The 25254-nt window shown below is 60.1% G+C and carries 31 protein-coding genes; 11 read left to right on the top strand and 20 right to left on the bottom strand.

Annotated elements, in window-relative coordinates; translation table 11 throughout:
- Positions 1-106: 106 nt before the first annotated feature.
- Positions 107-2134 (top strand): FAD-dependent oxidoreductase, encoded by a 2028-nt coding sequence (locus ACR0IM_RS12255; protein WP_480682067.1) that lies wholly within the window; start codon positions 107-109, stop codon positions 2132-2134.
- On the opposite strand, the gene ACR0IM_RS12250 is transcribed toward ACR0IM_RS12255, so the two are convergent.
- Together ACR0IM_RS12250 and ACR0IM_RS12245 are read right to left on the bottom strand one after the other, a co-directional pair.
- A complete protein-coding gene (locus tag ACR0IM_RS12250) occupies positions 2135-2743 on the bottom strand; it encodes a LysE family translocator (RefSeq protein ID WP_480592456.1) in 609 nt (202 codons plus the stop codon).
- A 77-nt stretch (positions 2744-2820) separates the two neighbouring features.
- Positions 2821-3261 carry a DUF4399 domain-containing protein gene (locus ACR0IM_RS12245; RefSeq protein ID WP_480592454.1) on the bottom strand — a complete coding sequence of 147 codons (441 nt, stop codon included), beginning with the start codon at positions 3259-3261 and terminating at the stop codon, positions 2821-2823.
- 228 nt (positions 3262-3489) lie between these two features.
- Between ACR0IM_RS12245 and ACR0IM_RS12240 the strand changes: the two genes are divergently transcribed.
- Complete coding sequence (locus tag ACR0IM_RS12240) at positions 3490-4395, top strand: LysR family transcriptional regulator (protein ID WP_480592452.1); 906 nt, start codon at positions 3490-3492, stop codon at positions 4393-4395.
- Between the two features lie 58 nt (positions 4396-4453).
- Here ACR0IM_RS12240 and ACR0IM_RS12235 read toward each other — a convergent pair whose 3' ends face one another.
- The 5 genes from ACR0IM_RS12235 to ACR0IM_RS12215 are packed head-to-tail and all read right to left on the bottom strand — an operon-like array spanning position 4454 to position 8133.
- A complete protein-coding gene (locus ACR0IM_RS12235; RefSeq protein ID WP_480682065.1) occupies positions 4454-5164 on the bottom strand; it encodes an SDR family NAD(P)-dependent oxidoreductase in 711 nt (236 codons plus the stop codon).
- A 53-nt stretch (positions 5165-5217) separates the two neighbouring features.
- The gene (locus tag ACR0IM_RS12230) at positions 5218-6120 is read right to left on the bottom strand and encodes an OmpA family protein (RefSeq protein WP_480682064.1); all 903 of its coding nucleotides are present in this window, start codon (positions 6118-6120) and stop codon (positions 5218-5220) included.
- On the bottom strand, positions 6117-6689 hold the full coding sequence (locus ACR0IM_RS12225; RefSeq protein ID WP_480682063.1) for a peroxidase-related enzyme: 573 nt from the start codon (positions 6687-6689) through the stop codon (positions 6117-6119). The genes ACR0IM_RS12230 and ACR0IM_RS12225 overlap by 4 nt, the downstream gene beginning before the upstream one ends.
- Positions 6690-6703: 14 nt before the next feature.
- Complete coding sequence (locus ACR0IM_RS12220) at positions 6704-7414, bottom strand: GNAT family N-acetyltransferase (RefSeq protein ID WP_480682062.1); 711 nt, start codon at positions 7412-7414, stop codon at positions 6704-6706.
- On the bottom strand, positions 7411-8133 hold the full coding sequence (locus tag ACR0IM_RS12215; RefSeq protein WP_480592442.1) for a competence/damage-inducible protein A: 723 nt from the start codon (positions 8131-8133) through the stop codon (positions 7411-7413). The genes ACR0IM_RS12220 and ACR0IM_RS12215 overlap by 4 nt, the downstream gene beginning before the upstream one ends.
- A gap of 52 nt (positions 8134-8185) precedes the next feature.
- Here ACR0IM_RS12215 and sfsA point away from each other — a divergent pair, with 52 nt between their 5' ends.
- Both sfsA and ACR0IM_RS12205 read left to right on the top strand, forming a co-directional pair.
- The gene (gene sfsA, locus ACR0IM_RS12210) at positions 8186-8881 is read left to right on the top strand and encodes a DNA/RNA nuclease SfsA (protein WP_480641200.1); all 696 of its coding nucleotides are present in this window, start codon (positions 8186-8188) and stop codon (positions 8879-8881) included.
- Between the two features lie 55 nt (positions 8882-8936).
- Positions 8937-9578: an imm11 family protein gene (locus ACR0IM_RS12205; protein ID WP_480641201.1), complete on the top strand. Its 642-nt coding sequence runs from the start codon at positions 8937-8939 to the stop codon at positions 9576-9578.
- On the opposite strand, the gene ACR0IM_RS12200 is transcribed toward ACR0IM_RS12205, so the two are convergent.
- Complete coding sequence (locus ACR0IM_RS12200) at positions 9575-11251, bottom strand: tetratricopeptide repeat-containing sulfotransferase family protein (RefSeq protein ID WP_480682061.1); 1677 nt, start codon at positions 11249-11251, stop codon at positions 9575-9577. The two genes, ACR0IM_RS12205 and ACR0IM_RS12200, sit on opposite strands and share 4 nt — an antisense overlap.
- A 181-nt stretch (positions 11252-11432) precedes the next feature.
- Between ACR0IM_RS12200 and map the strand changes: the two genes are divergently transcribed.
- Positions 11433-12245, top strand: coding sequence for a type I methionyl aminopeptidase (gene map / locus ACR0IM_RS12195; protein WP_480592435.1), 813 nt, complete (start codon positions 11433-11435; stop codon positions 12243-12245).
- Here the strand turns inward: map and ACR0IM_RS12190 are convergent.
- The 4 genes from ACR0IM_RS12190 to ACR0IM_RS12175 are packed head-to-tail and all read right to left on the bottom strand — an operon-like array spanning position 12233 to position 14832.
- The gene (locus ACR0IM_RS12190) at positions 12233-12412 is read right to left on the bottom strand and encodes a hypothetical protein (protein WP_480592433.1); all 180 of its coding nucleotides are present in this window, start codon (positions 12410-12412) and stop codon (positions 12233-12235) included. The genes map and ACR0IM_RS12190 overlap by 13 nt on opposite strands.
- 23 nt (positions 12413-12435) lie before the next feature.
- The gene (locus tag ACR0IM_RS12185; RefSeq protein WP_480592431.1) at positions 12436-13071 is read right to left on the bottom strand and encodes an HAD family hydrolase; all 636 of its coding nucleotides are present in this window, start codon (positions 13069-13071) and stop codon (positions 12436-12438) included.
- Positions 13064-13624 carry a 16S rRNA (guanine(966)-N(2))-methyltransferase RsmD gene (gene rsmD / locus ACR0IM_RS12180; protein WP_480592429.1) on the bottom strand — a complete coding sequence of 187 codons (561 nt, stop codon included), beginning with the start codon at positions 13622-13624 and terminating at the stop codon, positions 13064-13066. The genes ACR0IM_RS12185 and rsmD overlap by 8 nt, the downstream gene beginning before the upstream one ends.
- Positions 13621-14832 carry an NAD(P)/FAD-dependent oxidoreductase gene (locus ACR0IM_RS12175; RefSeq protein ID WP_480592427.1) on the bottom strand — a complete coding sequence of 404 codons (1212 nt, stop codon included), beginning with the start codon at positions 14830-14832 and terminating at the stop codon, positions 13621-13623. The genes rsmD and ACR0IM_RS12175 overlap by 4 nt, the downstream gene beginning before the upstream one ends.
- 98 nt (positions 14833-14930) lie before the next feature.
- On the opposite strand from ACR0IM_RS12175, the gene ACR0IM_RS12170 reads away from it, so the two are divergent.
- The 4 genes from ACR0IM_RS12170 to ACR0IM_RS12155 all read left to right on the top strand — a co-directional run bounded on the left by ACR0IM_RS12170 (position 14931) and on the right by ACR0IM_RS12155 (position 16476).
- A complete protein-coding gene (locus ACR0IM_RS12170) occupies positions 14931-15416 on the top strand; it encodes a redoxin family protein (protein ID WP_480592425.1) in 486 nt (161 codons plus the stop codon).
- Between the two features lie 102 nt (positions 15417-15518).
- Complete coding sequence (locus tag ACR0IM_RS12165; protein WP_480592423.1) at positions 15519-15764, top strand: glycine zipper 2TM domain-containing protein; 246 nt, start codon at positions 15519-15521, stop codon at positions 15762-15764.
- Between the two features lie 11 nt (positions 15765-15775).
- Positions 15776-16123, top strand: a complete 348-nt coding sequence (locus tag ACR0IM_RS12160) for an EF-hand domain-containing protein (RefSeq protein WP_480682060.1) — start codon at positions 15776-15778, stop codon at positions 16121-16123.
- Positions 16124-16170: 47 nt separating this feature from the next.
- The gene (locus ACR0IM_RS12155; protein ID WP_480592419.1) at positions 16171-16476 is read left to right on the top strand and encodes a hypothetical protein; all 306 of its coding nucleotides are present in this window, start codon (positions 16171-16173) and stop codon (positions 16474-16476) included.
- Here ACR0IM_RS12155 and ACR0IM_RS12150 read toward each other — a convergent pair.
- The 4 genes from ACR0IM_RS12150 to ACR0IM_RS12135 are packed head-to-tail and all read right to left on the bottom strand — an operon-like array spanning position 16473 to position 19215.
- Positions 16473-16766, bottom strand: a complete 294-nt coding sequence (locus tag ACR0IM_RS12150; RefSeq protein WP_480592417.1) for a 4a-hydroxytetrahydrobiopterin dehydratase — start codon at positions 16764-16766, stop codon at positions 16473-16475. The two genes, ACR0IM_RS12155 and ACR0IM_RS12150, sit on opposite strands and share 4 nt — an antisense overlap.
- A complete protein-coding gene (locus ACR0IM_RS12145) occupies positions 16763-17950 on the bottom strand; it encodes a GNAT family N-acetyltransferase (RefSeq protein WP_480682059.1) in 1188 nt (395 codons plus the stop codon). Before ACR0IM_RS12145 ends, ACR0IM_RS12150 begins: the two co-directional genes overlap by 4 nt.
- A gap of 45 nt (positions 17951-17995) precedes the next feature.
- Complete coding sequence (locus ACR0IM_RS12140) at positions 17996-18763, bottom strand: glycerophosphodiester phosphodiesterase family protein (RefSeq protein ID WP_480682058.1); 768 nt, start codon at positions 18761-18763, stop codon at positions 17996-17998.
- Positions 18760-19215, bottom strand: a complete 456-nt coding sequence (locus ACR0IM_RS12135; protein ID WP_480592412.1) for a RidA family protein — start codon at positions 19213-19215, stop codon at positions 18760-18762. Before ACR0IM_RS12135 ends, ACR0IM_RS12140 begins: the two co-directional genes overlap by 4 nt.
- 335 nt (positions 19216-19550) lie before the next feature.
- Between ACR0IM_RS12135 and ACR0IM_RS12130 the strand changes: the two genes are divergently transcribed.
- Both ACR0IM_RS12130 and ACR0IM_RS12125 read left to right on the top strand, forming a co-directional pair.
- Positions 19551-20321 (top strand): MlaA family lipoprotein, encoded by a 771-nt coding sequence (locus ACR0IM_RS12130; RefSeq protein WP_480592568.1) that lies wholly within the window; start codon positions 19551-19553, stop codon positions 20319-20321.
- Positions 20311-20919: an MlaC/ttg2D family ABC transporter substrate-binding protein gene (locus ACR0IM_RS12125; RefSeq protein WP_480592410.1), complete on the top strand. Its 609-nt coding sequence runs from the start codon at positions 20311-20313 to the stop codon at positions 20917-20919. Before ACR0IM_RS12130 ends, ACR0IM_RS12125 begins: the two co-directional genes overlap by 11 nt.
- A gap of 57 nt (positions 20920-20976) precedes the next feature.
- Here ACR0IM_RS12125 and ACR0IM_RS12120 read toward each other — a convergent pair whose 3' ends face one another.
- From ACR0IM_RS12120 to ACR0IM_RS12105, 4 genes are read right to left on the bottom strand one after another with little or no spacing between them, the layout of a single operon-like run.
- The gene (locus ACR0IM_RS12120; RefSeq protein ID WP_480592408.1) at positions 20977-22074 is read right to left on the bottom strand and encodes an ABC transporter ATP-binding protein; all 1098 of its coding nucleotides are present in this window, start codon (positions 22072-22074) and stop codon (positions 20977-20979) included.
- Positions 22075-22079: 5 nt separating this feature from the next.
- The gene (locus ACR0IM_RS12115; RefSeq protein WP_480641206.1) at positions 22080-22979 is read right to left on the bottom strand and encodes a carbohydrate ABC transporter permease; all 900 of its coding nucleotides are present in this window, start codon (positions 22977-22979) and stop codon (positions 22080-22082) included.
- The gene (locus tag ACR0IM_RS12110) at positions 22972-23844 is read right to left on the bottom strand and encodes a carbohydrate ABC transporter permease (protein WP_170387762.1); all 873 of its coding nucleotides are present in this window, start codon (positions 23842-23844) and stop codon (positions 22972-22974) included. The genes ACR0IM_RS12115 and ACR0IM_RS12110 overlap by 8 nt, the downstream gene beginning before the upstream one ends.
- Positions 23845-23903: 59 nt before the next feature.
- Complete coding sequence (locus ACR0IM_RS12105) at positions 23904-25148, bottom strand: ABC transporter substrate-binding protein (RefSeq protein ID WP_480682057.1); 1245 nt, start codon at positions 25146-25148, stop codon at positions 23904-23906.
- Positions 25149-25254: the final 106 nt, after the last annotated feature.

The following is a 25254-nucleotide window of genomic DNA, read 5'->3' as shown; positions in this document are numbered from 1 at the left end:
GTATCAAGCGCTTCAGGAACAGCAAAGGGTGTGACGTTAGGTTCTGCGTGACAAAGGTGACGTGAACGTCAATCTATCGCAGAAGAATCGGGAGGGAGAGTTCGCCATGACTGCGTACCCAAACATGCTGGCCCCGCTGGATCTGGGCTTTACCACGTTGAAGAACCGCGTCTTGATGGGCTCGATGCACACGGGATTGGAAGAGACCGGCGACTGGAACCGAGTGGCCGAGTTTTATGCCGACCGGGCCCGTGGCGGCGTTGGACTGATGGTGACGGGTGGAATTGGCCCGAACCTCGAAGGCTCGGTTCTGCCCGGCGCGTCGATGATGACCAACGACAAAGAGGTGGCGAACCACTCGATCATCACGCGGCGAGTGCATGAGGCGGGCGGCAAGATCGCCATGCAGATCCTGCATGCGGGGCGCTATGCCTATGGTCCCAAATGCGTGGCACCCAGCCCGGTGAAGTCTCCGATCTCGCCCTTCCCGCCGAATGAACTGGACGAGGAAGGCATCGAGAAACAGATCAGCGACATCGTGAACGCCGCCGTTCTGGCCCAGAAGGCCGGATATGACGGTGCCGAGATCATGGGGTCCGAGGGGTACTTCCTGAACCAGTTCCTTGTGACCCACACCAACAAGCGTGAGGATCGCTGGGGTGGGTCCTATGAGAACCGGATGCGCCTGCCCATCGAAGTGGTGCGCCGCACGCGTGAGGCCGTAGGCACCGATTTCATCATCATCTACCGCTTGTCGATGATTGACCTGATCCCCAATGGCTCGACCCATGAAGAGGTGGTGGAACTGGCCCAGCGGATCGAGCAGGCCGGGGCCACGATCATCAACACCGGCATCGGCTGGCACGAGGCGCGGATTCCCACCATCGCGACCAGCGTTCCGCGCGCGGCCTTTGCCTGGGTGACCAAAAAGCTGATGGGCAAGGTCGGTATCCCGGTGATTACTTCGAACCGGATCAACACACCTGAAGTGGCCGAAGAGGTTCTGTCCACCGGCTGCGCCGACATGGTGTCACTGGCGCGCCCGATGCTGGCGGATGCTGAGTTCGTGAACAAGGCGATGGCCGGTCAGTCCGCCCAGATCGCGCCCTGTATCGCCTGCAACCAGGCCTGTCTGGATCACACCTTCAGCGGCAAGCTGACCTCGTGCCTGGTCAACCCGCGCGCCTGCCACGAAACTGAGCTGGAGATTGGCCAGGCCGAGACGCCGAAGACCGTTGCGATCGTCGGTGCCGGTCCGGCCGGGCTGTCCACCGCCATGACCGCCGCCCAGCGCGGCCATGACGTGACCCTGTTCGACCGCGCTGCCGAGATCGGCGGTCAGCTGAACATGGCCAAACAGGTGCCGGGCAAGGAAGAATTCTGGGGGCTGGTCGATTGGTACCGCACCATGATGGCAGATTTGGACGTCAAGGTGGAGCTGAACCGTGAGGTCGGCGCCGACGACCTGACCGGCTTTGACGAGGTAATCATCGCCACCGGCGTCACGCCGCGCGACCCTCAAATTCCAGGGCAGGACCGTGACAACGTCGTCAACTATATCGACGTGCTGCGCGACAAGGCCGAGGTTGGAAAATCCGTCGCCGTGATCGGCGCAGGCGGTATCGGGTTCGACGTGTCGGAATTCCTGCTGGAGAACGGCCACAGCATCACCACCGATCTGCCCGCCTGGATGAAGGAATGGGGCGTGACCGACCCGGAACAGCACCGCTCGGGGCTGGCGCCGGAAGGCCCGCAACCCGAAGCCCCTGCGCGCGACGTCACTCTGCTGCAACGCAAGAAACAGGCGCATGGCAAAGGGCTGGGCAAGACGACCGGCTGGATTCACCGCGCAACGCTGAAGATGAAGGACGTCGATTTCGTCGGCGGCGTAAATTACGAGCGCATTGACGCGGATGGCCTGCATATCAGTTTTGGCGAAGAACGCGCCGACCCCAACGTGATTGCGGCGGATACAATTGTCCTGTGCTCTGGGCAGGTGTCCGAGCGCAGCCTTGCAGATGCGCTGATCGACCGCGGCATCACCCCGCATGTGATTGGCGGTGCGGATGTCGCGGCAGAGCTGGACGCCAAACGGGCGATCAATCAGGGAACACGGCTGGCTGCGGCTCTCTGATTACTCAGAGAGCGCCAGCTTGACGCCCAACGCACCGAACGCTGTCGCGAAACACCGTTTGATCCAGGCCATCACGGATGGTTTGCGAATGACGTAATCCCGTGCAAGGGCAGCGCAGGCACCGTATCCGACAAAGACCACAAAGGTCATCGCCATAAAGGCGGTGGCCAGCTTGGCCAGTTCCATACCGGCATTCGCCGTGCCGGCTGGCAGAAACTGAGGCAGGAAGGCCAGAAAAAACAGGGACAGTTTGGGATTAAGTACGTTGATCAACGTCCCGGTCACCGCGATCTTGAGGTGACCTGCCGAGGATTTCTCGGCATTTACCTCCATTGCTCCGCCTTCTTTGACGATACCCCAAGCCATATAAAACAGGTAGAGGACACCCAGATACTTGATGATCTGAAAGGCCAGCGCGCTGGTATGCAAAAGGGCCGCAAGCCCGATGATACTGGCCAGAGCTGCCGGTACGATGCCTATCGTGCATCCCGCCGCCGCCGCAAGGCTGGCGCGAAACCCACGCCCAAGGCCAACAGCCAGCGTGTAAATCACTCCGGTTCCGGGCAACAACACCACAATCAAGGATGTCAGAAAGAACTCCAGCGACATTTAGGCCTCCTGTTTTGGCCGACAGAGTTTCCGACATCCAGATTATTGTAAACCGGGTTCATGGCCGATCCCGGTAATTATTCCACCGTAATCGTAATCACCTCGGACACAATCGGCGTGGCGTGCGGCACGTGACCCGCATCGCCCAGCACCAGTTGCAGCGTGTGCTCACCTGGGGCGAGGTCCAATGTCACCTCAGTCTGGCCGCCGCCGAAATGCAGGTGGTTGTCGTCCGAGGGCAGACCGTTGGCCAGTTCATCCGCGCCGTCTTCGCCCTCACCCAGCGGTGGGCGGTCGATCAGCAGGTGATGATGGCCGGTGTTTTCCTTCTCGGTCCCGGCGGGGGCCACGCCCATGCCGCTGAGGCCAAAGACCACAGTTACCGGGGATTGAACGGTGTCCCCATCGGCCAGATTCACGAAATAGACTTTAGCTTCGGGGTTGGATGCGGTTTCCCCTCCGGCCGTCGCAAGGGTTGCGAACAGGCACAAGGCAGCTGGGGCAAGCAAGGCTTTCATGATCTCCTCCGTGGTCACAAATTTGCCATTCTCATCTTAACACATTCGGACATAAACGCCGAAAATCCTTGTCTTGCAGGCTCTGTAGCGGCACCGGAAACCATTGTTTCCGCGTTTCCCATCTGCAAACGATCTGATTCAAATCCCTGATATTATCCCATGTCTGCCCTGTTTCCGCCCAGATTGAAGGCGACAGTCAGGCAAAGATTTTGCACCCGGGGAACGAGAATGGATCGACTTACCGAAATGGAAGCCTTTGCCAATGTGGTGGACCAGGGTGGCTTCACCGATGCGGCCAAGAAGATGGGCATCTCCAAATCGGCAGTGTCAAAGCACGTGTCCAGCCTTGAGGCCCGACTGGGCGCACGGCTGCTCAACCGTACGACACGCCGCGTGTCCCCCACCGAGATCGGGCTGGCCTATTACGACCGTGCCCGCCGCGTGCTGAACGACGCGGGCGAGGCGGATGCGCTGGTGACCTCGATGCAGTCGGCCCCCTCGGGCCTGCTAAGGATCAGCGTGGCGACGGATTTCGGCGTGAATCACCTGTCGCCGGTTCTTTCGGATTTCCTCGCAGCCTATCCGGATATCACCGTGAACATGGTGCTGAACAACCGCTATGTGGAGCTGATCTCGGAAGGGTTCGACGTTGCCGTGCGCATTGGTGAGCTGGAAGACAGCACTCTGCGCGCCCGCAAGCTGACGGAAACTGTCAAACGGATGGTCGCCGCGCCCAGCTATATCGAGAAATTCGGGCGTCCGCAGAAGATCGACGACCTGAACGAACACAAGTTGCTGCACTACTCCAGCCAATCCTCAGGCAATGTGTGGAAACTGACGGCACCTTCGGGTGAAAAACGGCAGGTGCGCACCGCAGGCTGGCTGAGCGTCAATGACGGGCAATCGCTGTTGAATGCGGCCATCTCCGGGCTGGGGATCGCATACCTGCCCAGCTACCTGTACGCGGACGCGCTGAAATCCGGTGCGGTTCTGGATGCGATGCCGTCGTTGCCCGACGAAGTGCAGGGCGTCTATGCCGTCTACCCGCCCGGCCGCTTTACCCAGCCAAAGGTGCGGGCATTTATTGATTTTCTTGTCGAGTCCTTCAACGAAAAGGGCCCGATGGACTGGTAATATCTCCCCCGGTGAACCTCGACGGCCCGTGCATCTGCGCGGGCCTTTTTTTGTCCGCTCAGAACCGTTCAACCCACGGGCGCAGGGTCAACTCATCGCTCCAGGCCGAGCGGTCCTGATGGATCAGATGCATGTATTCCCGTGCGATGGCATCCGGGTCCAGCATCGAGTCGGGCGTGTCAGCCCCTGCAACCCGGTCCGGATTGCGGATACCGCCGTCGATATTGACCCAGGCAACATGGATGCCTCGGGGGTGCAGTTCGCGTGCCATGGACTGCGCCAGCCCCCGTTGCGCAAACTTGCCCATGGCAAAAGGTGCCGAAAGCGGGAAACCTTTGACCCCTGCCGAGGCGCCGGTGAACAGGATCGTGCCACGTCGGTTGTCGCGCATCGGCTGATCCAACATCCGGCGGGCGGCGGCCTGACCCAGCAGAAACGCCCCATGTGCGGTGACTTCTACCGCCTTGCGTACCGTTTCCGGATCAAGCTCGGTGATCGGGCCACGCTGCCGGGCCGAAGGGTTATAACACGCAACCCGCAGCTCTCCCGGCAGACCGGCAACCAGTGCCGCCACGCCTTGGGCATCCGTGCCATCCAACTGATGCAGCCTCGCCCCTGTCTCGGTGGCCAAGGGTGCCAGATCGGACACGTCGCGGGCCGTCAGATGCACGGCATATCCGCCCTGTGCCAATGCCCGCGCGAACGAGGCCGACAGACCGGTCCCCGCGCCAATGATCAATGCCTGCGGCGTTGGTGTCTGGTCAGTCATGTGGGCTCCTTTCGTATTCGATCGGCTCGCCTGTCAGACCTGTGTCACCGGGGTCAATTGACCAGCAGAACCGCCTCGACCCGGCGGTTCAGGTCGCGGCCTTCGGGCGTGGCATTCGAGGTCAGGGGGGCCAGATATCCAATGCCACGGGCTTCAACCCGGTCGGCAGCAACCCCATGCGACTCGATCAGGCGAGCCCGGACCGCCTGCGCCCGACCCGTGCTGACCGAGATATTGGCATCCAGCGCGCCGGTATCGTCCGTGTGACCGACCAGCGCCAGCCGCGTACCGGGGTTGTCGGCCAGATAGGCCGCGATCCGGTTTAGTGAGGCAAATGGGCCATCGCCCAGCGTGATCTCTCCGGTGCGGAAATGCAGATCGTCCAGAATCACATGCCCGTTCTGTTCCAACGCGGCCAGTAACCCGCCGGATACATCGGCCGTTTCCTCGATCACCAGAGGTGGTGGGGTCTCGGCGTCAACCGGAGAGACCCGGATCAACTGAACGTACCCGCTGGGCGGGTTACGACTGACCAGCAGGCTTAGCACATCGTCGTAGCGCGTGGCCGACAGAAAGCGGTAATCCTGTATCGCCACATACATGTCCGGGGTCGGAACAACCTCGGTTCCGAAGCGGAAATCGAACCCACCACAGGTGCGGGCCTCGCATTCGAACAGCACGTCATAGCCCTGCGCGACGATCTGATCGCGCAGCGGGGCCAGCAATTGCAGCGTCGTACTGGAGCCCGATTGCAAGCGCCATGTGATCCGTTCAACCCGCCCCTCAACCTGCCGCGTCGGCAAGGTGCCATCGGCAAACGGGCCGGTTGGCAGGTCATAGCTGTCAAGCGGGCTGATCCGGTCGCTGATCTGGCGTGCGCCCGAAGGCAGCGTCAGGTCCTGCGCGATACCCGGCCCGACCAACAGCAACAGGATCAGTGAGGCAAAGCGGATCATCGGGTCTGCGCGTGGTATTGGTCGTTCGGAGTCATCGCCGTGGCACTGGCAACCCGGTTCGACATGTTGAAAAAGCCGGTTACGTTGGCGATGTCCCAGATGTCGCGATCCGTGAACCCCACGTCCCGCAGGCGCTGGCGGTCGGGTTCCTCGACCTCGGTGCTTGCCGAGGTCATCTTGGCGGCAAAGTCCAGCATCGCCCGTTGGCGCGTGTCCAGAGGCGCGACACGGTAATTCATCACCAGCATTTCGCCCAACTGCGGATCACCCGACAATTGCCGCACCGCCGCGCCATGCGCCACAAGGCAGTAGAAGCACTTGTTGATCGCCGATACGACCACCGCGATCATCTCACGTTCCAGCTTGCTGAGGCCGCTATCGCCCAGCATCAGGTCGTTATACATCGCGGTGAAGGCGTTCAGCTTGTCGATGTCAAACGCATAGGCCCGCAGCACGTTCGGCACAAAGCCCAGCTTATCCACGCAGATATCAAAGTATTTCTGCGTCTCGGGTGGCAGCGGGTCCACCATCGGCAGGTCCAGCGCAGTAGGAGCGGTTTGGTCGGTCACGTCGGGCTTTCTCCTCAAATAAGCTGACGGTAGTGGTATTCGCCGGCAATCTCCATCCCGAGCGCGTGATAAAGCCCGTTTGCCCCGGCGTTTGCCCTGGTGCAGATCACGCTGAGCGTATCTGACCCATTTTCCCGTGCCCAATAGGCGGCGGCGCGCATGGCCCAGCCGCCAAGGCCCTGACGGCGATGATCGGGTAGGATTTCCAGCGCGTGAACCATCGCGACCCCGCCGTGAACAGCAACAAAACCGGTCCCGGCAGGATGATCACTGTGGCGCAGAAGCAGGCTGGTTTTCGGACCCTGCGCGCGTTCCATCACGGCAAGCCTCTCGGGACCGATGCAGCCCTTCGCCCAGATTTCGCGCATGATCGCCAGCGGCTCGGGCGTGAGGAACACCGTGACACGGGGGATCGGCGTACCCGTCAGGTGATCGGTCGGGCAGGCATAGATGTTGACCGGATCCAGAACCTGATACCCGCGCGCGGCCAGTTGGTTATCCAGCGCCTCATCCCCCGGGCGCAGGCAGAAGATGCGCTTTTGCCCCATCGCCTGCATCGCAGCCTCGGCGGCATCGATATCAGCCTCGCTTGCCGGACCCAGCGCATTGGCTGCAGATACGCGCGACCCACCGCCTTGCCCCTGACGCAGTTGAAACGGCCCCAGCCGATCATACCGCGCAGCAGGCCATGTGCCATCGACGATGTCCGCCCAGTTGACGTTCACAATTCAAGCTCTTTCGCAAGCCGGGTCGTGGCGGCATCGATGCGCGCGCCATCGGTGCCACGCAACACCACGTTCGCCCCGAAAACACCGTTGATCTGGAACGGATAACACCCGATGGACAGGTCTGAAAACTCCTCGGCCAGCGCGGAAAGAGTGGCCGCAATATCACCTTCGCCCCTGTTCACACGCAGAGTCTGGGAAAACAACGGGCTGCCCCCGGTCAGGCCGGGCAACACACTGGCCACCATCGCCTGAAACACCGACGGCACCCCTGCCATCACATGCACGTTGCCGATAGTGAACCCCGGCGCAGTCGAGACCGGATTGTCGATCAATTCCGCTCCGTCCGGGATGCGTGCCATGCGCAGGCGGGCCTCGTTAAACTCCAATCCCGACTTGTCATAATGCGCCTGCAACAGGGCGCGCGCATCGTCGCGAATGTCGATATGCACCCCGAAGGCGCGGGCGATACAATCGGCGGTAATGTCGTCATGGGTCGGGCCAATCCCGCCACTGGTGAAAACATGGTCGTGGCCGTCGGACAAAGCCTTGACCGCCGCCTCGATCGCAGGGGCATCGTCGCTGACGATCCGCACCTCTTTGAGGTCGATGCCATGTTTGGTCAGTTCCCCAGCGAGATAGTGCATATTCGCATCGCGGGTCCGGCCCGAGAGTATCTCATCCCCGATCACCAGCATTGCGGCGGTTGGATTGGCCATGGTGCGTGCCCCCCTCTTGATCGACCGTTAGGGCAGGTATAGGCCCTGAGACATGCGATTTGAAACCCCCCTTGTCCCCGCCCGCCTGATCTGCCGCTACAAACGCTTTCTGGCGGATTGCACATTGGAGGACGGGCGCGAGGTCACCGCCCACTGCGCCAATCCGGGTTCAATGATGGGGCTGGCCGAGCCGGGTGAGAAAATCTGGCTGGAGCCCAATGACGACCCGAAGAAAAAGCTGAAATACGGCTGGCGGCTGGTCGATCATGAAAATGGCCATTTCACCGGGGTCGACACGTCGGTCCCGAACAAGGCCCTGCGCGCCGCGTTGGAGGCACGTGAAATCCCCGAACTGGCCGCTTATGAAACTGTCCGCCCCGAGGTGAAGTACGGTGAAAACAGCCGCATCGACTTTCTGCTGACCCAGCCGGGCCTGCCGGACGCTTACGTCGAAGTCAAAAGCGTCACCCTGTCGCGCCAGCCGGGTCTGGCCGAGTTCCCCGACAGCGTCACCGCCCGCGGCACAAAACATCTGGGTGAGCTGGCGGCGATGGTGGCACCGGGACACCGGGCGACCATGCTGTATCTGGTGCAGCGCACCGATTGCGACCGTCTGGCGCTGGCCACAGATATCGACCCGGCCTATGCGGCAGCGTTCGAGGTCGCACAGGCACAGGGGGTGGAGCGGTTGGTTTATGGGACTGAGATTTCGCCAGAAGGTGTTTGGGTCGGAAACCGCATAGGATAGCTTGCAATTAACGTATTGATGAAATTCTACGCAATTACCGCACTTTGAGGAAGCAGTGGCACATAAGAAAGTTTGGGAATCCCTCCTTCTGTACGGCACCCGCAATGTCCAGCCCGTCGAGGTCCATCTGGATGCTCCACGACCGTCCGGGTATGTGGCGTTTCGAAAAAGATACGAAGATGCGCAGGACATAGATGTGTCCGAGTATCCGGACTACATTTATTTCGAATTTCGCGATCTCCCCAAGAAAAAGAAGGAAAATCTGCCGGATATTTTTACGGGCCATTTGGGTTTGATTTTTGTGTCGGAGTCGATGCGTGATCTGCTGAAGCAGTTTGGGCTCGGCCGAACCCGGTTTCATGAGGTAGAGTTGCGCGAATACGACCAAGAAACGCCCTATCCTGGGCGGCGATGGTTTTTCATGCATATTTTGGAGAACCGAAAAACACTCGTCCCGGATCAATCTATTGGGCTTAGACCGGTTGGAACCAAGGGATTAGCGTGGAGGTCAATCCCTGAAGACAAAAACAAGCTTGCGGTCGACCCGTCGTCCGCCTGTGATCTAGACTTCTGGATGGATCGCAGCATCAGAAGCCGCGTATTTTTCTCGGATCGTTTGAAAGTTGCGATCAAGGACTCAGGGCTCAGCGCCCGTTGGCTTGGATTCCCACCGTGTAAAGCTCTTGTATTAGACTAAGCTTTAGATTGCCGATCAAAAACCTGCGGCCACAGATCCGTGTCCAAACCTTGCACAAACGGCTCCAACTGATCCGCCACCGCTTGCCAGCCTCCGACAGAGGCTGTGTTAACCGGCTGCCGGGCCTGCAAGTTACTGGCCGTTTTGATCGCATTCGCGGATTGGTCCGGCGTCAGCATGGCGTCCTCGAAAGGCAGATCACAAATCCGCGCCAGTTCTTCGGCTGTGCCCTTTAGGTTGCCCACCAAAGTCTCATACCGGATATCGTGGATGCGGCCCGGCATAAGCTGATGCCAGTGGCGCATGTAACGCTGATACCGGTTGGCCTCGGCCGCCATCCAGTTCAGGTCATGGGTGTAGTACAGCCCACCCGCTCCGAAATTCGCGCGCCACATGGACAGGGCGACATCGCGCGGATCGCGCAACACGTTGAGGATCACGGCGTTGGGGAACGCCTGCGCGATCTCACCCAGAAAGGCATAGTTGCCGGGGGCTTTATCCACAAAGGCCTTGGCATTCCCGGACAGCGCGGGCAGCTTTGCCATGTAGTGATCTGTCAGCCCATTGATTTCACGCCATTCCGGCGGCTGCGCTTCGGCCTGCCGGGCCCATTGATGGACCGAGGGCAGCTCTCCGAGACCCTGAACGGTGGAATGGCGGGCAAGAATACGCTCGACCAGCGTGGTGCCGGACCGGGGCAGGCCGACCACGAAAATCGGCCGGGGGATGCCTGCGGATGGTTCAGACCCGGCAGCGGGCAAAGGGGCGGCCAGCCGTTTGGCGCAGTCTTTGGCGCTGCGTTCTTCCCAGGCTTCGAACCCGTTGCGCTGCAGTTTGTGGGCCTCAGCCAGGTGCTGCATTTCCTGCGCAGTGTTCTTTTGCCGGCGCGCCAGATTGGCCGCAGCAAAACGCAGTTTCACCTCGTCCTCAGGGTTGGCTGCCAGGCCGCGTTCCAGCGTATTGGAAATCCGGGCCTGCAGCGTGGCTATGTCGTCAAAAGTGAGGTTCGGCAGTCCGGCCATCATTTCCAGCGCGTCCGGATGTTCTGGCGCCAAAGCAAGGGTTGCGCGGGTATTTTTCAGAACGTCGCCCAATTGACCCAGGCCCAGTTGCGATCTGGCCAGCCGCAGCAAGCCGGGAAAGAATCTCGGCTGTTTTTTGACCAGCGCCGTCAGCACCTCGACAGCGTCGCCCCAGCGGTGCATCGAATCCAGAATGTCCGCCTTCAGGATCTGTGCGTTCGGATTGGCAGGCTCGCGACTCAAGACCTGCTCGACATCGGCCAGCGCCTGTTCCGGCTGCTGCTCTTGCAGCAGGGCCAGCGCGCGGGTGAACTGCAGGGCAGGGCTTAGAGGGCCGCGCGCAGCGACCTTATCCAGAAACGTCAGCGCATCGGCGGGATCGCCCCCCTGAACCAGGCTGAGCGCATAGTTCTGGGTCAACTCGGCGTTTTCGGGATCCAGTCGCCAGGCCTGATGGAAATGGGTCTGGGCCAGTTTGGGTTTTTGCTGCTGCACCGCGCTGATGCCCGCAAGTCTTGGCAAGGCCGCAGCTTTTGGCCATTTCTTGGCAGCCTTGGTGGCCCGCTTGAACGCGCGATCCGGTCGCCCGGCCTTGAGAAGCTCACTGATGCTGGCAATCTCGGCCCTCAACTGGTCAGCTTTTCTTTGCATCGGCCTGCCCTTCTCTGTTTCGTGTGCCCGCCCGGACTTGCCTTGTGCTAGTTCATTATTACCTGATGGTCTACATGCGATCGGGCGGGTGGTTCTGACATTGCGTCCCGACACCCTCTGGTACTTTCTGCACAAGCAGCGTAAAAGAAATGCCGCGCGAAACATTTGGAGCCTCGCATCCATGAAGGAACATCGTGGCCGTCTGACCAAAGACGGTATCCGCATCTATGAACAGGGTGACTTTGCCGGCATGCACGCGGCAGGAGCCCTGGCCGCGCGGATTCTGGATGACATTGCCGAGCACGTCTTTCCCGGCCAGACCACCGGCGTGATCGACGGTCTGATCACGCAAATGGTCGAGGACGCGGGAGCAACCTCGGCCACCATCGGCTACAAGGGCTATCAGCACGCCAGCTGCATCAGTGTGAATCACGTGGTTTGTCACGGAATTCCTGGCGACAAGCGGCTGAAGGATGGTGATATCCTGAATATCGACGTCACGGTCATCGTTGACGGCTGGTTCGGCGATACGTCCCGCATGTATGTGGCGGGCAAATTGCCGCGCAAGGCCGAGCGCCTGATCCAGGTGACCCATGACGCCCTGTTCAAGGGGATAGAGATGGTCAAGCCGGGCAATACGTTCGGTGATATCGGCCACGCCATTCAGGCTTATGTCGAGGCGCACCGGATGAGCGTTGTGCGCGATTTCTGCGGTCACGGGCTGGGCCGGGTATTCCACGCACCACCCAACGTGCTGCACTATGGCCGTCCGGGCACCGGTGCCGTTCTGGAAGAGGGCATGTTCTTCACCATCGAACCAATGGTGAATCTGGGCCGCCCCGAGACCAAGACGCTGGCCGACGACTGGACCGCGGTGACCAGAGACAAGTCGCTGTCGGCGCAGTTCGAACATTCGGTGGGCGTGACGGCAGATGGGGTTGATATCTTTACCCTGTCACCGGGCGACAAATTTCACCCGACCTACTCCTCCTGATCGGCGGCCTGATCGCGCATCAGTTTCAGCAACAGGGTTTCCTGCCCCCATGGCGTCACCGCGTCGTGGATGAACACCGGCGCGCGGGTGGGTTTCCGCTCGGGTCCGGTGGTTGCGTCGGTTTCCTGCGGAACAGTCCAGATCGGAGGTGTCAGGGCGCGGTCCATGCTTGAATTCTAGCACGTCCCGGTCAAATCCCCAAAAGCACCGGAACCTCGGCCATATCGGTGATCACTTCAGCGCCGAGCCTGGCCAACTTTTCACCGCCCCCCTGCGGTGCATAGGCCAGACAGCGCATATTGGCGCGGATTGCGGCGGTCACACCGCTGGCGCTGTCTTCGATGACCACCGGCCGCAAGGCGCCGAACTGTTCCGCCGCAGTCAGGAACATTGTCGGGTCGGGTTTCGCCGTGCCCAACACATGTGCCGAGAACATCACGCCCTGAAAACGATCCCACAGTCCGTTCTGCCCCAGCGTGATTTTCATCTTGTCCGGGCTGCCGTTTGAGGCAACACAATAGGGGACGCCGCATGAGTCCAGCGTGGTCAGCAAATCCGAAACACCCGGCATCAAGCCCACGCCCTGCTGTAGGCGGTCATAGGTTTCGGCATAGACCTCATCGACCCAGTCATCCGGCAAATCCGCGCCCAGCTCCCGGGCCTTGTCCCGAACACCGATCATGGTGCCACCAACAAAAAAACCTACGCTGTCCTCAAGGGTCAGATCAAGACCATAGCGCCCGAGATTGTCGACCAGCACCTGATTAGACAGCGGCTCACTATCGACCAGAACGCCGTCGCAGTCGAAAATGACCAGATCATGCATTCGGGGTATCGCTCCACATCAGAGTGATATGCGTGTCACCGTATTTTCGGCTGTCTTGCAGGGCGAACCCCTCGGGCGGTTGCATCGGGGCGTTTTCCTCCCACACGATCAGGGCATCGTCGGCAATCCACCCCTGCGACAGGGCAGCGAAAGCCTTCTGCCCCATGGACTTGCCGTAAGGTGGGTCCAGAAAGACCAGATCATAGGGCGCGCCGGGGTTTTGGCCCAGCCGCGTGACATCCCGGCGGATCAGATCGGTGCGGTCGGCGCTGCGGGTCAGGTCGATATTCTTGCGGATCAGGCCCTGCGCCACGCGCCCATCATCTACAAATGTCACATGCGCCGCGCCACGTGACAGAGCCTCGAGCCCCAGCGCGCCAGTGCCCGCAAACAGGTCCAGCACGCGCAGCCCGTCAAAGTCGATCTGGTGGCTAAGCACGTTAAACAGGCTCTCGCGCACGCGATCGGTGGTCGGGCGCAGATGTGCGCCCGCATCCCCTTTGCCAACCGAGGCCAAGGCGCGGCCCCGGAACTCTCCGGCGATGATCCTCACGCCTTGAGCAGCGGCTTCAGGTCCGCGCTCGCGTCGGCCACGATAGCAGGATCGGCGGTCTTGCCCGATTCAATCAGACGTTTGCCGACCATATAGGCGCGTGGATCATTCATCGCGTCCACGGCAATAAGCTGGTCGCCCTTGTAATACCAGAAGGAGACGGTCTGGCCGTTTCCCTGCCGCGTCACCACGCGGTCATATCCGGTGTTCAGGCCAGCGATCTGCAGCTTGACGTCATACTGATCCGACCAGAACCACGGCGTTGCAACGTAGTCCTTGGTCGCGCCCAGCATGTTCTGAGCCACGATTTCGGCCTGATCGATCGCGTTTGGGACGCTTTCCAGACGGATACGGGCACCGCCATGCGGGAATGAGGCACAATCGCCCGCCGCCCAGATCGACGGGTCGGACGTGCGGCCATGGGCGTCGGTCTTGATACCGTTGTCCAGTTCCAGCCCAGCCATCTCGGCCAGCTGGGTCGAGGGGGCAATGCCAACGCCGACGACGACAAAATCGACCTGCAACTCAGTGCCATCTGTCAGAACCGCGCCCACCACCTTGCCGTTTTCACCGAGCAGACGCTCCAACCCGACGCCTTCGCGGATATCGGCGCCGTATTCGGTATGCAGCGCGCGGAAATAATCGCTGGTCTCGGGCGCGGCCACCCGTTGCAGAATACGGTCGGCCATCTCAACCAAGGTCACCTTGACCCCGCGCTTGGCACAGACCGCTGCGGCCTCGAGCCCGATATAGCCGCCACCGACAATCAGTGCACGCGCACCGTCGGTCACGCGGGGCTCCATCTCGTCGATATGGGCCAGATCGCGCACCACGTGGACACCCTCTAGATCGCCGCCAATCGCGGCCGGCAGGTAACGCGGGTCCGACCCGGTGGTCAACGCTAGGTCGTCGTAAGAGATGACCTCATCCCCTACGGTCACAGTCTTGGCCTGCGGGTCAATCGCGGTGACACGCTGGCCCAGACGCAGGGTGATATTGTTCTCGACGTAAAAACTCTCGGGACGCAGGAACAGGCGTTCCAGTTCCATCTCGCCCAGCAGATAGGCCTTGGACAGCGGCGGGCGCTGATAGGGCAAATGCGGCTCGGCTCCGATCAGGGTGATGTCCCCGTCAAACCCGTCCTTGCGCAGCCTGGCGACAAGCGAAGACCCCGCCTGCCCCGCACCGATCACGACAATATGGCTCATGTTCCTCCCGCCCTGTCGAATTCACGTGGTCTCATCCACACGACCACCTATATTGCGGCTGAGCCCGACTCTGCAAATCCAAACGACAGGAGCTTAAAATGATTTCAACAGGTGACATGCTGCCCGACGCCACGCTGACCCAACTGGGCGCGGACGGCCCCGAAGAGGTGCGGATTTCAGACAAGACCAAAGGGCGCAAAGTTGTGATCTTTGCGGTGCCCGGCGCCTTTACGCCGACCTGCCATTCGGCCCATGTGCCCAGCTTCATGCGCACCAAGGACCAGTTCGATGCCAAGGGCGTGGACGAGATCATCTGCGTCTCGGTCAACGACCCCTTCGTGATGAAAGCCTGGGGTGAGGCCACCGGCGCCACCGAGGCCGGTCTGACAATGCTGGGCGACGCAGCTTCCGAGTTCACCAAGGCCATCGGCATGGATTTCGACGCCCCGCCCGCCGGGCTGATCGCCCGGTCCAAGCGCTATGCCATGCTGGTCGAGGACGGCAAGGTGGTGGCGTTGAATGTAGAAGAGAACCCCGGTGCCTGCGAAATTTCGGCGGGCGAGGGTCTGCTGGACGTCATCTGATACCAGTTGGCCCCGGGGGCACCCGGGGCCATGACTGCCATTTAACTTGATGCAACGCCCTGATCTGCCAATATTCGAACAATACAATCAGGGAGTTTTTCGATGAAGCTGAAAATCATTACACTCTTGCTCGGTTCTGCGGGGGCGCTGGCCGCCTGCGGTCCAGCCCCGACCCCGCAACAACAGGCGGCGCGCCAGCACGAAATCGCTTGTCTGAGCGGCTCGCTGGGCGGTGCGCTGATTGGCGGCGCCATCGGCAACCAGTTCGGCGGCGGATCAGGCAAATCCATCCTGACAGCGGCAGGTGCTGCCGCCGGTGCCATTGAAGGCAACAGATACGCATGTTGAGGAGAACCGGAATGACACGTGGATTTATCATCGCCGCGGCCGTTTTGCTGGCCGGTGCCGCCTCGGCAGAAACCGTGAGCGAGTTGCATGAAAACGAGTTGAAAGCCATCGACGCGAACAATGACGGGTTCCTGTCCCGGGACGAGTTCGACGCCTTTTCCGATTATGCATTCCAGGAGATGGATGAGGACAAGAACGGTTCGTTGGGATTGCAGGAGGCCAAACCGTTTCTGGACATCAAACAGTTTCAGGAGGTTGACCGGAACAACGATGACTTTATCTCAAGGGCGGAATACGACGCGCAGATGAACGATGATTTCCTGTCGGCTGACAAGAACCAGAACGGCCAGCTGGATTAAACTGGATGACCTCGCGCTCAGCGAGGTCATCCACACGAGGGCGTATCATGCAAAAATGGCGACTTCTCGGCTTTCTGAGCCTGTTGGCGGCCTGTGACGTTCCACAGGCGCCGGTGGTAACCGGGCCGGACGGGCAGACGCGCATTCAGATCAATACGTCCGGGCTGACCTGCTACAACAATCGCTGTCTGGATATCAATCCGGCCGCACGCAGCGTGCGCCAGATCGGCAACCGGACAACGCGTATTCCGGGCGACATCGATGTCAGCAACGGCACCGTTACCCCTGCTGAATTCGGCCAAATGGGTGTGACCGCCGCATTGGCGGGTGGCGTCGGTGAGGGTAACCGCTAGCAGAGACTGTCCATTTTGCGCGCCAGCTTTGCGTCTAACGCGGAAAGACCGCCCACGTCATGAGTGGCCAACGTCACCTCGACCGTGCGGTAGACATTGGACCATTCAGGATGGTGGTTCCATTTCTCGGCAAATATCGCCACCTGCGTCATCCAGCCGAAGGCGTGTACAAAATCCTCGAAGATAAAGGTCTTGGTGATCGCATCCCGGCCTTCGACCATGGTCCAGCCATTCTTGAACAGCGGGTCCAGCAGCGGCCCGCGGGTCTCGATCGACAATAGTTCGGTCATTGCTGTTCCTCCGGGTTCAATTTCCTGAACGGGCCGTATTCCGTCAGGATCTCGATCTCTTCTCCCACTGCTGCGGCCTCGGCGTCCAGATATTTTCGGATCGCATCGGCAAAACCGGGGTCACCGACCCAATGCAAGCTATGCGTGCGCGCGGGCATATAGCCTCGTGCCAGCTTGTGTTCACCCTGCGCCCCGGCTTCAACCCGGGCCAGACCATGGGCAATGGCAAAATCAATCGCCCTATAGTAGCACAATTCGAAATGCAGGCAGGGGTGATGTTCGACGCAGCCCCAATAGCGGCCAAAGAGCGTTTCGCGCCCGATGAAATTCAGCGCCCCGGCAATCGGATAGCCGTCGCGCTCCGCCAGCACCAAGGCTATGTCATCCGCCATGGTTTCATGCACTATATCAAAGAATTGACGGGTCAGGTACGGTGCGCCCCATTTGCGTGATCCGGTGTCCTGATAGAAGCGCCAGAAGGCATCCCAATGTTCCGGTCGCAGCTCATCGCCGGTCAAAGTGCGAATCTGACCTCCGAACCCACAGGCTTGCGTCCGTTCCTTGCGGATATTCTTGCGTTTGCGCGAGGACAACGCCCGCAGAAACCCGTCGAAATCCGCAAATGCATCGTTGAGCCAGTGGAACTGCTGCGAAGTGCGCAGCATCAGACCCATCTGCTCACCGGCAATGGCCTCATCCTCGGTGCAGAATGTGGCGTGCAGTGACGACACCCGATTGTCGGCGGCCAGTTGCACCGCGCCTTGCACCAGCGCCGACATTCCCACCACCTCGTATCCCGGCCGTACCAGAAAGCGCCGCCCGGTTGCTGGGGTGAAGGGCACGGCAATCTGCAGCTTGGGGTAATACCGACCACCTGCGTTTTCGTAGGCATGCGCCCAGTTGTGATCGAAGATATATTCGCCCTGGCTGTGCGATTTGGCATACATCGGGGCCGCGCCAATCATTATCCCGTCCAGATAGGCAGTCAGGTATTGCGGTTGCCAGCCGGTACCACGCCCAACCGACCCGCTGTTTTCCAACGCCAAGAGAAACCGGTGGGTGGTAAACGGGTCCAGCGGTCGCCCGCCATCGGCAGCCTCGGGACAGGCGCAACTGTCCCAATCCTCAGCAGAAATCTGCGACAGCGATCCCAGAACCTGAACTTCGATTTGCGCCTGATCCATGTGCCCTCCGCGTCTGACCTTTATCTGTGACGGTGGGGGAAGGGTTCAACCCGGATGCGGGGCCAGATACCCTTCGAAGGTCACATTGTCGGCAACCTCGCGCGCCTGTGCCTCTTGTTCAGGCGACCGGACCGTCCAGCACAGAATCGGCACACCCCGCGCTTTCAGCTCGGCCACGCGGGGACGGGACAGGTCTGCGACCTCGTGGCTGATGAAACTGGCGCCAACCCGGTCGAAATCGGGAATGTCACGCAGGTGATCGCAGACCTTCTGCGGCAACAGTTCGATTTTGGGCTGATACGAGCCCGTCACGATGCCGCGCGGAAGATGCGGGGCAATACGCGCCAGCTCGGCCACGGAGTTGGGATTGAAAGACATCAGCGCCACCGGTCCGTCATAGCCTTGCAACGCCCGAACGGCGTCTGCCTCAAGCGGTCCGACATCAGTTCCCATCGCGCCGTCCTGATCCTTGAATTCGATCAGCAGCGGTACCGTGCCGCCCACCATCTGAAGCACCTCGTCCAGCGTGGGGATGCCGTCATCGGCATGCAGCAGCCGCGTGGCCTGCGCCTGTGCTGCCGAGATCTGCTGAATCGGACCCGACTGTCCGGTCAGACGCGTCATGTCATAGTCATGAAACACCATCGCCCGGTTGTCCGAGGTCCGTTGCAGATCAATCTCGATCCCATATCCGGCCTCTATCGCGGCCTGAATGGCCGCCCGGCTGTTTTCCGGGCGGTTGTCCGATTTGTCATGCAGCGCCCGATGCGCGATCGGGGTCTGCAGGAACACGGAAGGCAGGGACGGTGTCATTGGACCTCAAAGATACCTTCGATTTCAACGGCCACGCCCAGTGGCAACGCGGCAGCACTGACGGCGGAACGGGAATGACGACCGGCATCGCCCAGCGCCTCGACCAGGAAATCAGATGCACCGTTGATCACCTGCGGCTGCGCGGTGAAATCTGCGGTCGAGTTCACGAAACCGGTCAACTTGATCACGCGCACCAGCTTGTCAATATCGCCGCCGCAGGCCGCCTTGACCTGCGCCAACAGGTTGATGGCACAGACCTTTGCCGCCGCCGCACCGGCCTCGACCCCCATATCATCGCCCAGCTTGCCGGTTATCAGATCATCATCTTTGGAAATCTGGCCCGATACATAAACAATATTGCCGACCCGTACGAACGGCACGTAGTTTGCCGCCGGTGCCGGTGCATCCGGCAGGGTGACGCCGAGGCTTTCCAGTTTCGCTGCGATGCTCATGAGGTTTCCTCCATATCCTGAGTCGCGGCGAAGCTAACCGGGAAGGTCAGGTTCGGAAAGACTGAAAACGGGGATGGACGTGCCCGAAAGGTGGGCGTAACTCTTCTTATTCCGGACAGTTGAAGCGGTGTCGCTTTACCTCGGCCCATCGGGCAGGTTAAACGCTATCTGTTTCATACTTGTATTGGAACGTATATGTTAACTCGGATTGGGTCGCGCTATGTGGCCATAGGCAGTATTGATTGATAATTCGGGCCAATGACCCCGAATGGTTTGGAGTGGCTAAGACCGTGTTGAGCAGATCCCGCCTGAAGCACCTGATCGTACTGTCCCTGATGACAGTCCTGAGCGCCTGCGCCACGCGGCCGCCAGAGGGTACGCCTCCGAATGAAGTGTTCGATCCCTACGAAAATACCAACCGGGGCATTCACAAATTCAATCTTGGCGTGGACAGGTTCCTGTTCCGGCCCGCCTCGAAAGGCTACGTGAAAATCGTGCCTGATCCGATGGTGACCAGCTTCAACCATTTTGCTGAAAACCTGACGATGCCCGGTCAGGCGCTGGACTACCTGCTGCAAGGCAATATCAAGCAATCCGGCAATGCGCTGCTGCGATTCGTGATCAACACCACGGTGGGGGGCGCAGGTCTGTCTGACCCAGCCGCCGAGCTGAACCTGCCGCCGGTGGATACCGATTTCGGCGAAACCCTGCACGTTTGGGGCGTCGGCGAAGGCGCCTATGTCGAGTTGCCGTTCTACGGCCCCTCAACGCAGCGGGATTCTATTGGCGTCATCGTCAACCTGTTCTCGAACCCAATCAATTTCTCTCCGGTCCGGCCAGTCGATAACATTGGCGTCTATGCCGAGGTTGTACGCCGGATGGGCGACCGGGGGCGGTTCTCGGACACCATCGATTCGATCCTGTATGAAAGCGCCGACAGCTACGCGCAGGCACAGACAATTTATATTCAAAACCGTCGCTTCGAACTGGCACGGGATGATGAGGAAGCCTATCTGGGTCTGTATGACGACCCCTATGCAGATACCGGAACCGACCCTGTCAGGGACCCCTATCTAGACCCTTACGAGGACCCATATGCCGAATAACCATCTTAACAGACGCGGTTTTATCGCCACCGGCCTTGCTGGTGCTATGCTGACCGCTTTTCCCGCTTTTGCCCAGACCGAAGCCAGCGCCAAAGCACTGGTTGTCAGTGTCGTGGATGATATCAACCGCGTGATCGCCTCGGGCAAATCCGAAAAAGCGATGATCCGCGATTTCGAGAAGATTTTCGTGCAATATGCCGATGTGCCGATCATGGCGCGCTATGTGCTGGGGGCGGACGGCCGCTCGGCCAGCCCATCGCAGCTGAAGCAATTTACCAAGGCATTTCAAGGCTATATCTCAAGCAAATACGGCCGTCGCTTCCGCGAATTCATTGGCGGTCAGGTGACCGTGCGCAATGCCCGCAAGATCAAGGCAGGCTATGAGGTGCGCACCTCGGTCAAGCTGCAGGGCTCGTCACCGTTCGAGGTGACCTTCCTTGTGTCGGACAAATCGGGCCGTGACAAGTTCTTCAATATGTTCATCGAAGGTGTGAATATGCTGCTGACCGAACGGACCGAAATCGGGGCGATGCTGGATGCAAGGGGCGGAGACCTGAATCGTCTGATCAAGGACATGAACCAGAACAAGGTCGGCTAACCTGGTTTGCAGTTTGAAAAAGCGCCGCGCGATCGGGTTCGCGCGGCGCTTTTTTTGTTAGTTTAGGCGCTCGCCGGTTTCCTTGGCAAAGTAGGACACTTTGCTCATGTCAAAGGCGAGGTTCAGCATCTTGCCTGCCTGCGCGCTGGTTTCCGCGTGCAGACGCGCGGTGACCTGCTTGCCGCCCAGTTCCGAGACCACATAGGTGTCGGCCCCGGCTGGTTCGACCATATCGACTAGGCATTCAGCCTCTTGCACGCCAGCCCCGGCGCGGAACCCGGCCTCGGCAATATCTTCAGGGCGCAGACCAAGAATCACGTCCTTGGGCAACGACAGATCACGCGTATCTTTAAGCACCAGAGTCTCGCCCGTATCACGCGCGATGGCGACCTCTGTGCCCGAGCCATTCTTGGTTGCCTGCGCCGGTATCAGGTTCATCGCGGGTGAGCCCATGAAATCGGCGACAAACAGGTTGGCCGGGTTGTTGTAGATCTCGGCCGGAGTGCCGATCTGCTGCACGACTCCGCCTTTCAGAACCACGATCTTGGTCGCCAGCGTCATCGCCTCGATCTGGTCGTGGGTCACATAGACGATGGACGCATCCAGTGTCTGATGCAGCTTCTTGATCTCGGTCCGCATCTCGACCCGCAGCTTGGCGTCGAGGTTCGACAGCGGCTCATCGAACAGGAACAGCTTGGGATCGCGCACCAGCGCCCGGCCCATCGCCACACGCTGACGCTGACCACCCGACAATTGGCTGGGGCGGCGGTTCAGCAGCGGTTCGATCTGCAGCAGTGAGGCGACCTCCTTCAGTTTCGCGTCTTGCGTGGCCTGATCGACGCCGCGGACCTTCATGCCAAAGGTGATGTTCTTGGCCACCGACATGGTCGGATAGAGCGCATAGGACTGGAACACCATCGCGATGTCGCGGTCCTTGGGGCTGACATGGGTCATGTCATTTCCACCAATGGACAGCGTGCCCCCGGTGACCTCCTCCAGCCCCGCGATGCAGTTCAACAGGGTGGATTTGCCGCAACCCGAGGGGCCGACCAGGACCAGGAAATCGCCCGGTTCGATCGAAATGTTGATGTCCTTCAGAATCTCGGTCGCGCCGTAGTTCTTGTAGAGTTTGTTGATATCAAGGATGGGTGCCATGGGTCTTATCCCTTCACAGAGCCAGCGGTCAGGCCGCGGATGAAATACTTACCGGCAACGACATAGACGAGCAGCGTCGGCAGCCCCGCGATAATCGCGGCGGCCATGTCGACATTGTATTCTTTGACACCGGTGGTGGAGTTTACGATGTTGTTGAGCGCCACGGTCACGGGCTGCGTGCCCGCCTGGCTGAACGACACGCCGAACAGGAAGTCGTTCCAGATCTGCGTGAACTGCCAGATCACGGTCACCACGATGATCGGCAGCGACAGCGGCAGGAAGATCGACCAGAAGATCCGCAGGAACCCTGCGCCATCAACCCGGGCGGCCTTGGTCAGCTCGGCCGGAATGGTGACATAGTAGTTGCGGAAGAACAGCGTGGTGAAACCCAGCCCGTAGATCACATGGACAAAGATCAGGCCCGGAATGGTCCCGGCAATCCCCATCATGCCCAGCAGACGTGCCATAGGTAGCAGCACGACTTGGAACGGGATAAAGCAGCCAAACAGCATCAGCGAGAAGATGATATTGGCCCCTTTGAACCGCCACTGCGCCACGACATAGCCATTCAGTGCGCCCAGCAGGGTCGAGATTGCCACCGCAGGCACTGCGATCAGGACCGAGTTCCAGAAGTAAGGCCGCAGGCCTTCACATTGGATACCGGTGCAAGCGCTGGACCAGGCGGTTTTCCAGGCGTCAAAGCTCACTTCGCGGGGTAGCGAAATCAGACTGCCGGTGCGGATCTCCTCGAGGCTTTTCAGAGATGTGGTCAGCATCACAAAGAGCGGCATCAGGTAATACAGCGCGAACAGGCCCAGCAGGACGTAAAGCAGCCAACGCAGGGCAATCTTGCCGGTGGCGCTTTGGGTGCGGGTTTCGGTATGGGGCATCGACAAATCAGTCATTTTTCGCCCTCAGCTCTGAGTAAAGATAGGGAACCACGATGGCGAAGACGACCAGCATCATGATCATCGCGGACGAGGCCGCCTGACCAATGTCGCCGCGCGAAAACGCCATGGCATACATGTAAGTGGCTGGCAGATCGGTTGCGTAGCCCGGTCCGCCACCCGTCAGGGCGATGACAAGGTCAAAGCTTTTGATTGCAAGGTGCGCCAGCACGATGAAGGCAGACAGGAAGATCGGCGCCATCGAGGGGATGATGATCGCCGTGTAGATGCGCCATGTGGGGATGCCATCGACCTGCGCGGCCTTGATGATCTCTCCGTCCACTGAACGAAGCCCGGCGAGGAACAGCGCCATGACGAAGCCCGAGCTTTGCCAGATCGCGGCCATCACAATGGTGTAGATGGCGTAATCGGGGTTCACCAGCCAGTCGAATTCAAAGTTTGTAAAGCCCCAGCCCTGCACCATGGATTCGATGCCCAGTCCGGGGTTCAAAATCCACTTCCAAGCAGTGCCGGTTACGATCATCGACAGCGCCATGGGATACAGGTAAATGGTGCGGATTGCCCCTTCGACGCGGATTTTCTGATCCAGCAGGATGGCCAGCAACAGGCCCAATACCATCGCGATCACTATGAACAGCGCGCCAAAGATATACAGGTTGTTGATTGCCGTATCCCAGCGGGGCGAGTCGAACAGGCGTTCATACTGGATGAATCCCTTGATCTCGTATTTCGGCAATAGTTTCGATCGGGTCAGTGACACCCAGGCCGTCCATCCGATAAAGCCGTAGACAAAGATCAATACGGCGATGAACGACGGTGCCAGCACCACCTTGGGCAGGTGGTTTTCCAGCCATTCGGACATTTTTTCCTCCGGGAGAAAAGAGGTTCCGCCCCGCAGTATAGGGGCAGAACCGGTTCGGATCAGTAGCTGTTTGCCACTGCGTCCGACAGTTGCTGAACCGCGTCAGCCGAGGACATATCCGAGTTGAAATGCGCGGTCACAGCATCCGTAATCGCTCCGGCCTGCGCACCGCGCAGCGCCATGCCATGGGCATAGGACGGCAGCAGCGAGCCCGCGGCCGAGGTCGACCCCATGTCTTCTGCCGACAGGTTGGCGCAAATGTCAAAGTCATCCAGCGCCACGTCGGTCCGCGCTGGGATCGACCCTTTGTTCAGGTTGAACACCTTCTGAAAACTTGGTCCCACTATCAGCTTGGCCAGAAGGTCCTGACCGGCACGATTGTCGTCGCCTTCCACGTTGAACATGGCAAAGCTGTCGACGTTGTACAGATAGCCGTCGCCGGGGGTCGAGGCGCACAGGAAATCTTCGCCGGGTTTCTTACCTGCTGCCAGAAACTCACCTTTGGCCCAGTCGCCCATGATCTGGAACGCGGCCTCGCCATTCATCACCATGGCGGTGGCAAGGTTCCAGTCGCGGCCCGAGAAGTTTTCGTCCACGTAACCGCGCAGCGTGCGCATCTGATCAAAGACCTGCACCATGGTGTCCGATGTCAGCGCTTCGGGATCCAGATCGACCAGTGCTTTCTGATAGAATTCGGGCCCGCCGAGACCCAGCACCACCGCTTCGAACACGGTGGCGTCCTGCCAGGACTGACCGCCATGGGCCAGCGGGATCACTCCGGCATCCATCAGCTTGACGGCAGCTGCATTGAATTCGTCCCAGGTGGTCGGCATTTCAATGCCATTGGCCGCCAGGACATCCGCGTTGGCCCAGATCCAGTCCACTCGGTGCACGTTCACAGGAGCTGCGCACCATTTGCCTTCACACATCATGTGACCCGCGATCGACGCAGGCAGCACATCGGCCCAGCCTTCGGCTTCGGCCACGGACGAGATATCGGCCAGAACGCCCTCTTCATACCATTCCTGAATCGCGGGGCCTTTCAACTGCACGGCAGTTGGCGGGTTTCCGGACAAAACCCGTGCGCGCAGCGCGGTCATCGCCGCATCCCCTGCACCACCAGCAACCGGCATGTCGGTCCAGGTGCCGCCGTTCGAGGCGAACTCTTCCTGCAATACGGCCACCGACTTGGCCTCACCACCCGACGTCCACCAGTGCAGAACTTCCGCCTGTGGCTCGGCCACAACGGACGACGCGACCGCGATGGCCAGTGTCGATACGGTGGCAAATGCAAAACGATTCATTTTAGTGTCTCCTCCCTGAGAACTTTGTGGCTGCCGAAGCAGCGATGCCCGCCATACTGAGAGCCTGTCATCGTCTGGCAACGCAGAATCCGCGCTAAACCTCCCC

The sequence above is a fragment of the Ruegeria sp. BF6 genome (genome assembly GCF_056538665.1).
Note: the sequence above shows the minus strand (reverse complement) of the source record. Positions and strands in the feature narration are given on the sequence as shown.

What these genes read in the sequence shown, in the direction of transcription:
- ACR0IM_RS12255 (WP_480682067.1), top strand. Translation starts at nt 107, where the DNA reads ATGACTGCGTACCCAAACATGCTGGCCCCGCTGGATCTGGGCTTTACC.
- ACR0IM_RS12250 (WP_480592456.1), bottom strand. Translation starts at nt 2,743, where the DNA reads ATGTCGCTGGAGTTCTTTCTGACATCCTTGATTGTGGTGTTGTTGCCC.
- ACR0IM_RS12245 (WP_480592454.1), bottom strand. Translation starts at nt 3,261, where the DNA reads ATGAAAGCCTTGCTTGCCCCAGCTGCCTTGTGCCTGTTCGCAACCCTT.
- ACR0IM_RS12240 (WP_480592452.1), top strand. Translation starts at nt 3,490, where the DNA reads ATGGATCGACTTACCGAAATGGAAGCCTTTGCCAATGTGGTGGACCAG.
- ACR0IM_RS12235 (WP_480682065.1), bottom strand. Translation starts at nt 5,164, where the DNA reads ATGACTGACCAGACACCAACGCCGCAGGCATTGATCATTGGCGCGGGG.
- ACR0IM_RS12230 (WP_480682064.1), bottom strand. Translation starts at nt 6,120, where the DNA reads ATGATCCGCTTTGCCTCACTGATCCTGTTGCTGTTGGTCGGGCCGGGT.
- ACR0IM_RS12215 (WP_480592442.1), bottom strand. Translation starts at nt 8,133, where the DNA reads ATGGCCAATCCAACCGCCGCAATGCTGGTGATCGGGGATGAGATACTC.
- sfsA (WP_480641200.1), top strand. Translation starts at nt 8,186, where the DNA reads ATGCGATTTGAAACCCCCCTTGTCCCCGCCCGCCTGATCTGCCGCTAC.
- ACR0IM_RS12200 (WP_480682061.1), bottom strand. Translation starts at nt 11,251, where the DNA reads ATGCAAAGAAAAGCTGACCAGTTGAGGGCCGAGATTGCCAGCATCAGT.
- map (WP_480592435.1), top strand. Translation starts at nt 11,433, where the DNA reads ATGAAGGAACATCGTGGCCGTCTGACCAAAGACGGTATCCGCATCTAT.
- ACR0IM_RS12190 (WP_480592433.1), bottom strand. Translation starts at nt 12,412, where the DNA reads ATGGACCGCGCCCTGACACCTCCGATCTGGACTGTTCCGCAGGAAACC.
- ACR0IM_RS12185 (WP_480592431.1), bottom strand. Translation starts at nt 13,071, where the DNA reads ATGCATGATCTGGTCATTTTCGACTGCGACGGCGTTCTGGTCGATAGT.
- ACR0IM_RS12175 (WP_480592427.1), bottom strand. Translation starts at nt 14,832, where the DNA reads ATGAGCCATATTGTCGTGATCGGTGCGGGGCAGGCGGGGTCTTCGCTT.
- ACR0IM_RS12170 (WP_480592425.1), top strand. Translation starts at nt 14,931, where the DNA reads ATGATTTCAACAGGTGACATGCTGCCCGACGCCACGCTGACCCAACTG.
- ACR0IM_RS12165 (WP_480592423.1), top strand. Translation starts at nt 15,519, where the DNA reads ATGAAGCTGAAAATCATTACACTCTTGCTCGGTTCTGCGGGGGCGCTG.
- ACR0IM_RS12160 (WP_480682060.1), top strand. Translation starts at nt 15,776, where the DNA reads ATGACACGTGGATTTATCATCGCCGCGGCCGTTTTGCTGGCCGGTGCC.
- ACR0IM_RS12155 (WP_480592419.1), top strand. Translation starts at nt 16,171, where the DNA reads ATGCAAAAATGGCGACTTCTCGGCTTTCTGAGCCTGTTGGCGGCCTGT.
- ACR0IM_RS12150 (WP_480592417.1), bottom strand. Translation starts at nt 16,766, where the DNA reads ATGACCGAACTATTGTCGATCGAGACCCGCGGGCCGCTGCTGGACCCG.
- ACR0IM_RS12145 (WP_480682059.1), bottom strand. Translation starts at nt 17,950, where the DNA reads ATGGATCAGGCGCAAATCGAAGTTCAGGTTCTGGGATCGCTGTCGCAG.
- ACR0IM_RS12140 (WP_480682058.1), bottom strand. Translation starts at nt 18,763, where the DNA reads ATGACACCGTCCCTGCCTTCCGTGTTCCTGCAGACCCCGATCGCGCAT.
- ACR0IM_RS12135 (WP_480592412.1), bottom strand. Translation starts at nt 19,215, where the DNA reads ATGAGCATCGCAGCGAAACTGGAAAGCCTCGGCGTCACCCTGCCGGAT.
- ACR0IM_RS12130 (WP_480592568.1), top strand. Translation starts at nt 19,551, where the DNA reads ATGACAGTCCTGAGCGCCTGCGCCACGCGGCCGCCAGAGGGTACGCCT.
- ACR0IM_RS12125 (WP_480592410.1), top strand. Translation starts at nt 20,311, where the DNA reads ATGCCGAATAACCATCTTAACAGACGCGGTTTTATCGCCACCGGCCTT.
- ACR0IM_RS12120 (WP_480592408.1), bottom strand. Translation starts at nt 22,074, where the DNA reads ATGGCACCCATCCTTGATATCAACAAACTCTACAAGAACTACGGCGCG.
- ACR0IM_RS12115 (WP_480641206.1), bottom strand. Translation starts at nt 22,979, where the DNA reads ATGACTGATTTGTCGATGCCCCATACCGAAACCCGCACCCAAAGCGCC.
- ACR0IM_RS12110 (WP_170387762.1), bottom strand. Translation starts at nt 23,844, where the DNA reads ATGTCCGAATGGCTGGAAAACCACCTGCCCAAGGTGGTGCTGGCACCG.
- ACR0IM_RS12105 (WP_480682057.1), bottom strand. Translation starts at nt 25,148, where the DNA reads ATGAATCGTTTTGCATTTGCCACCGTATCGACACTGGCCATCGCGGTC.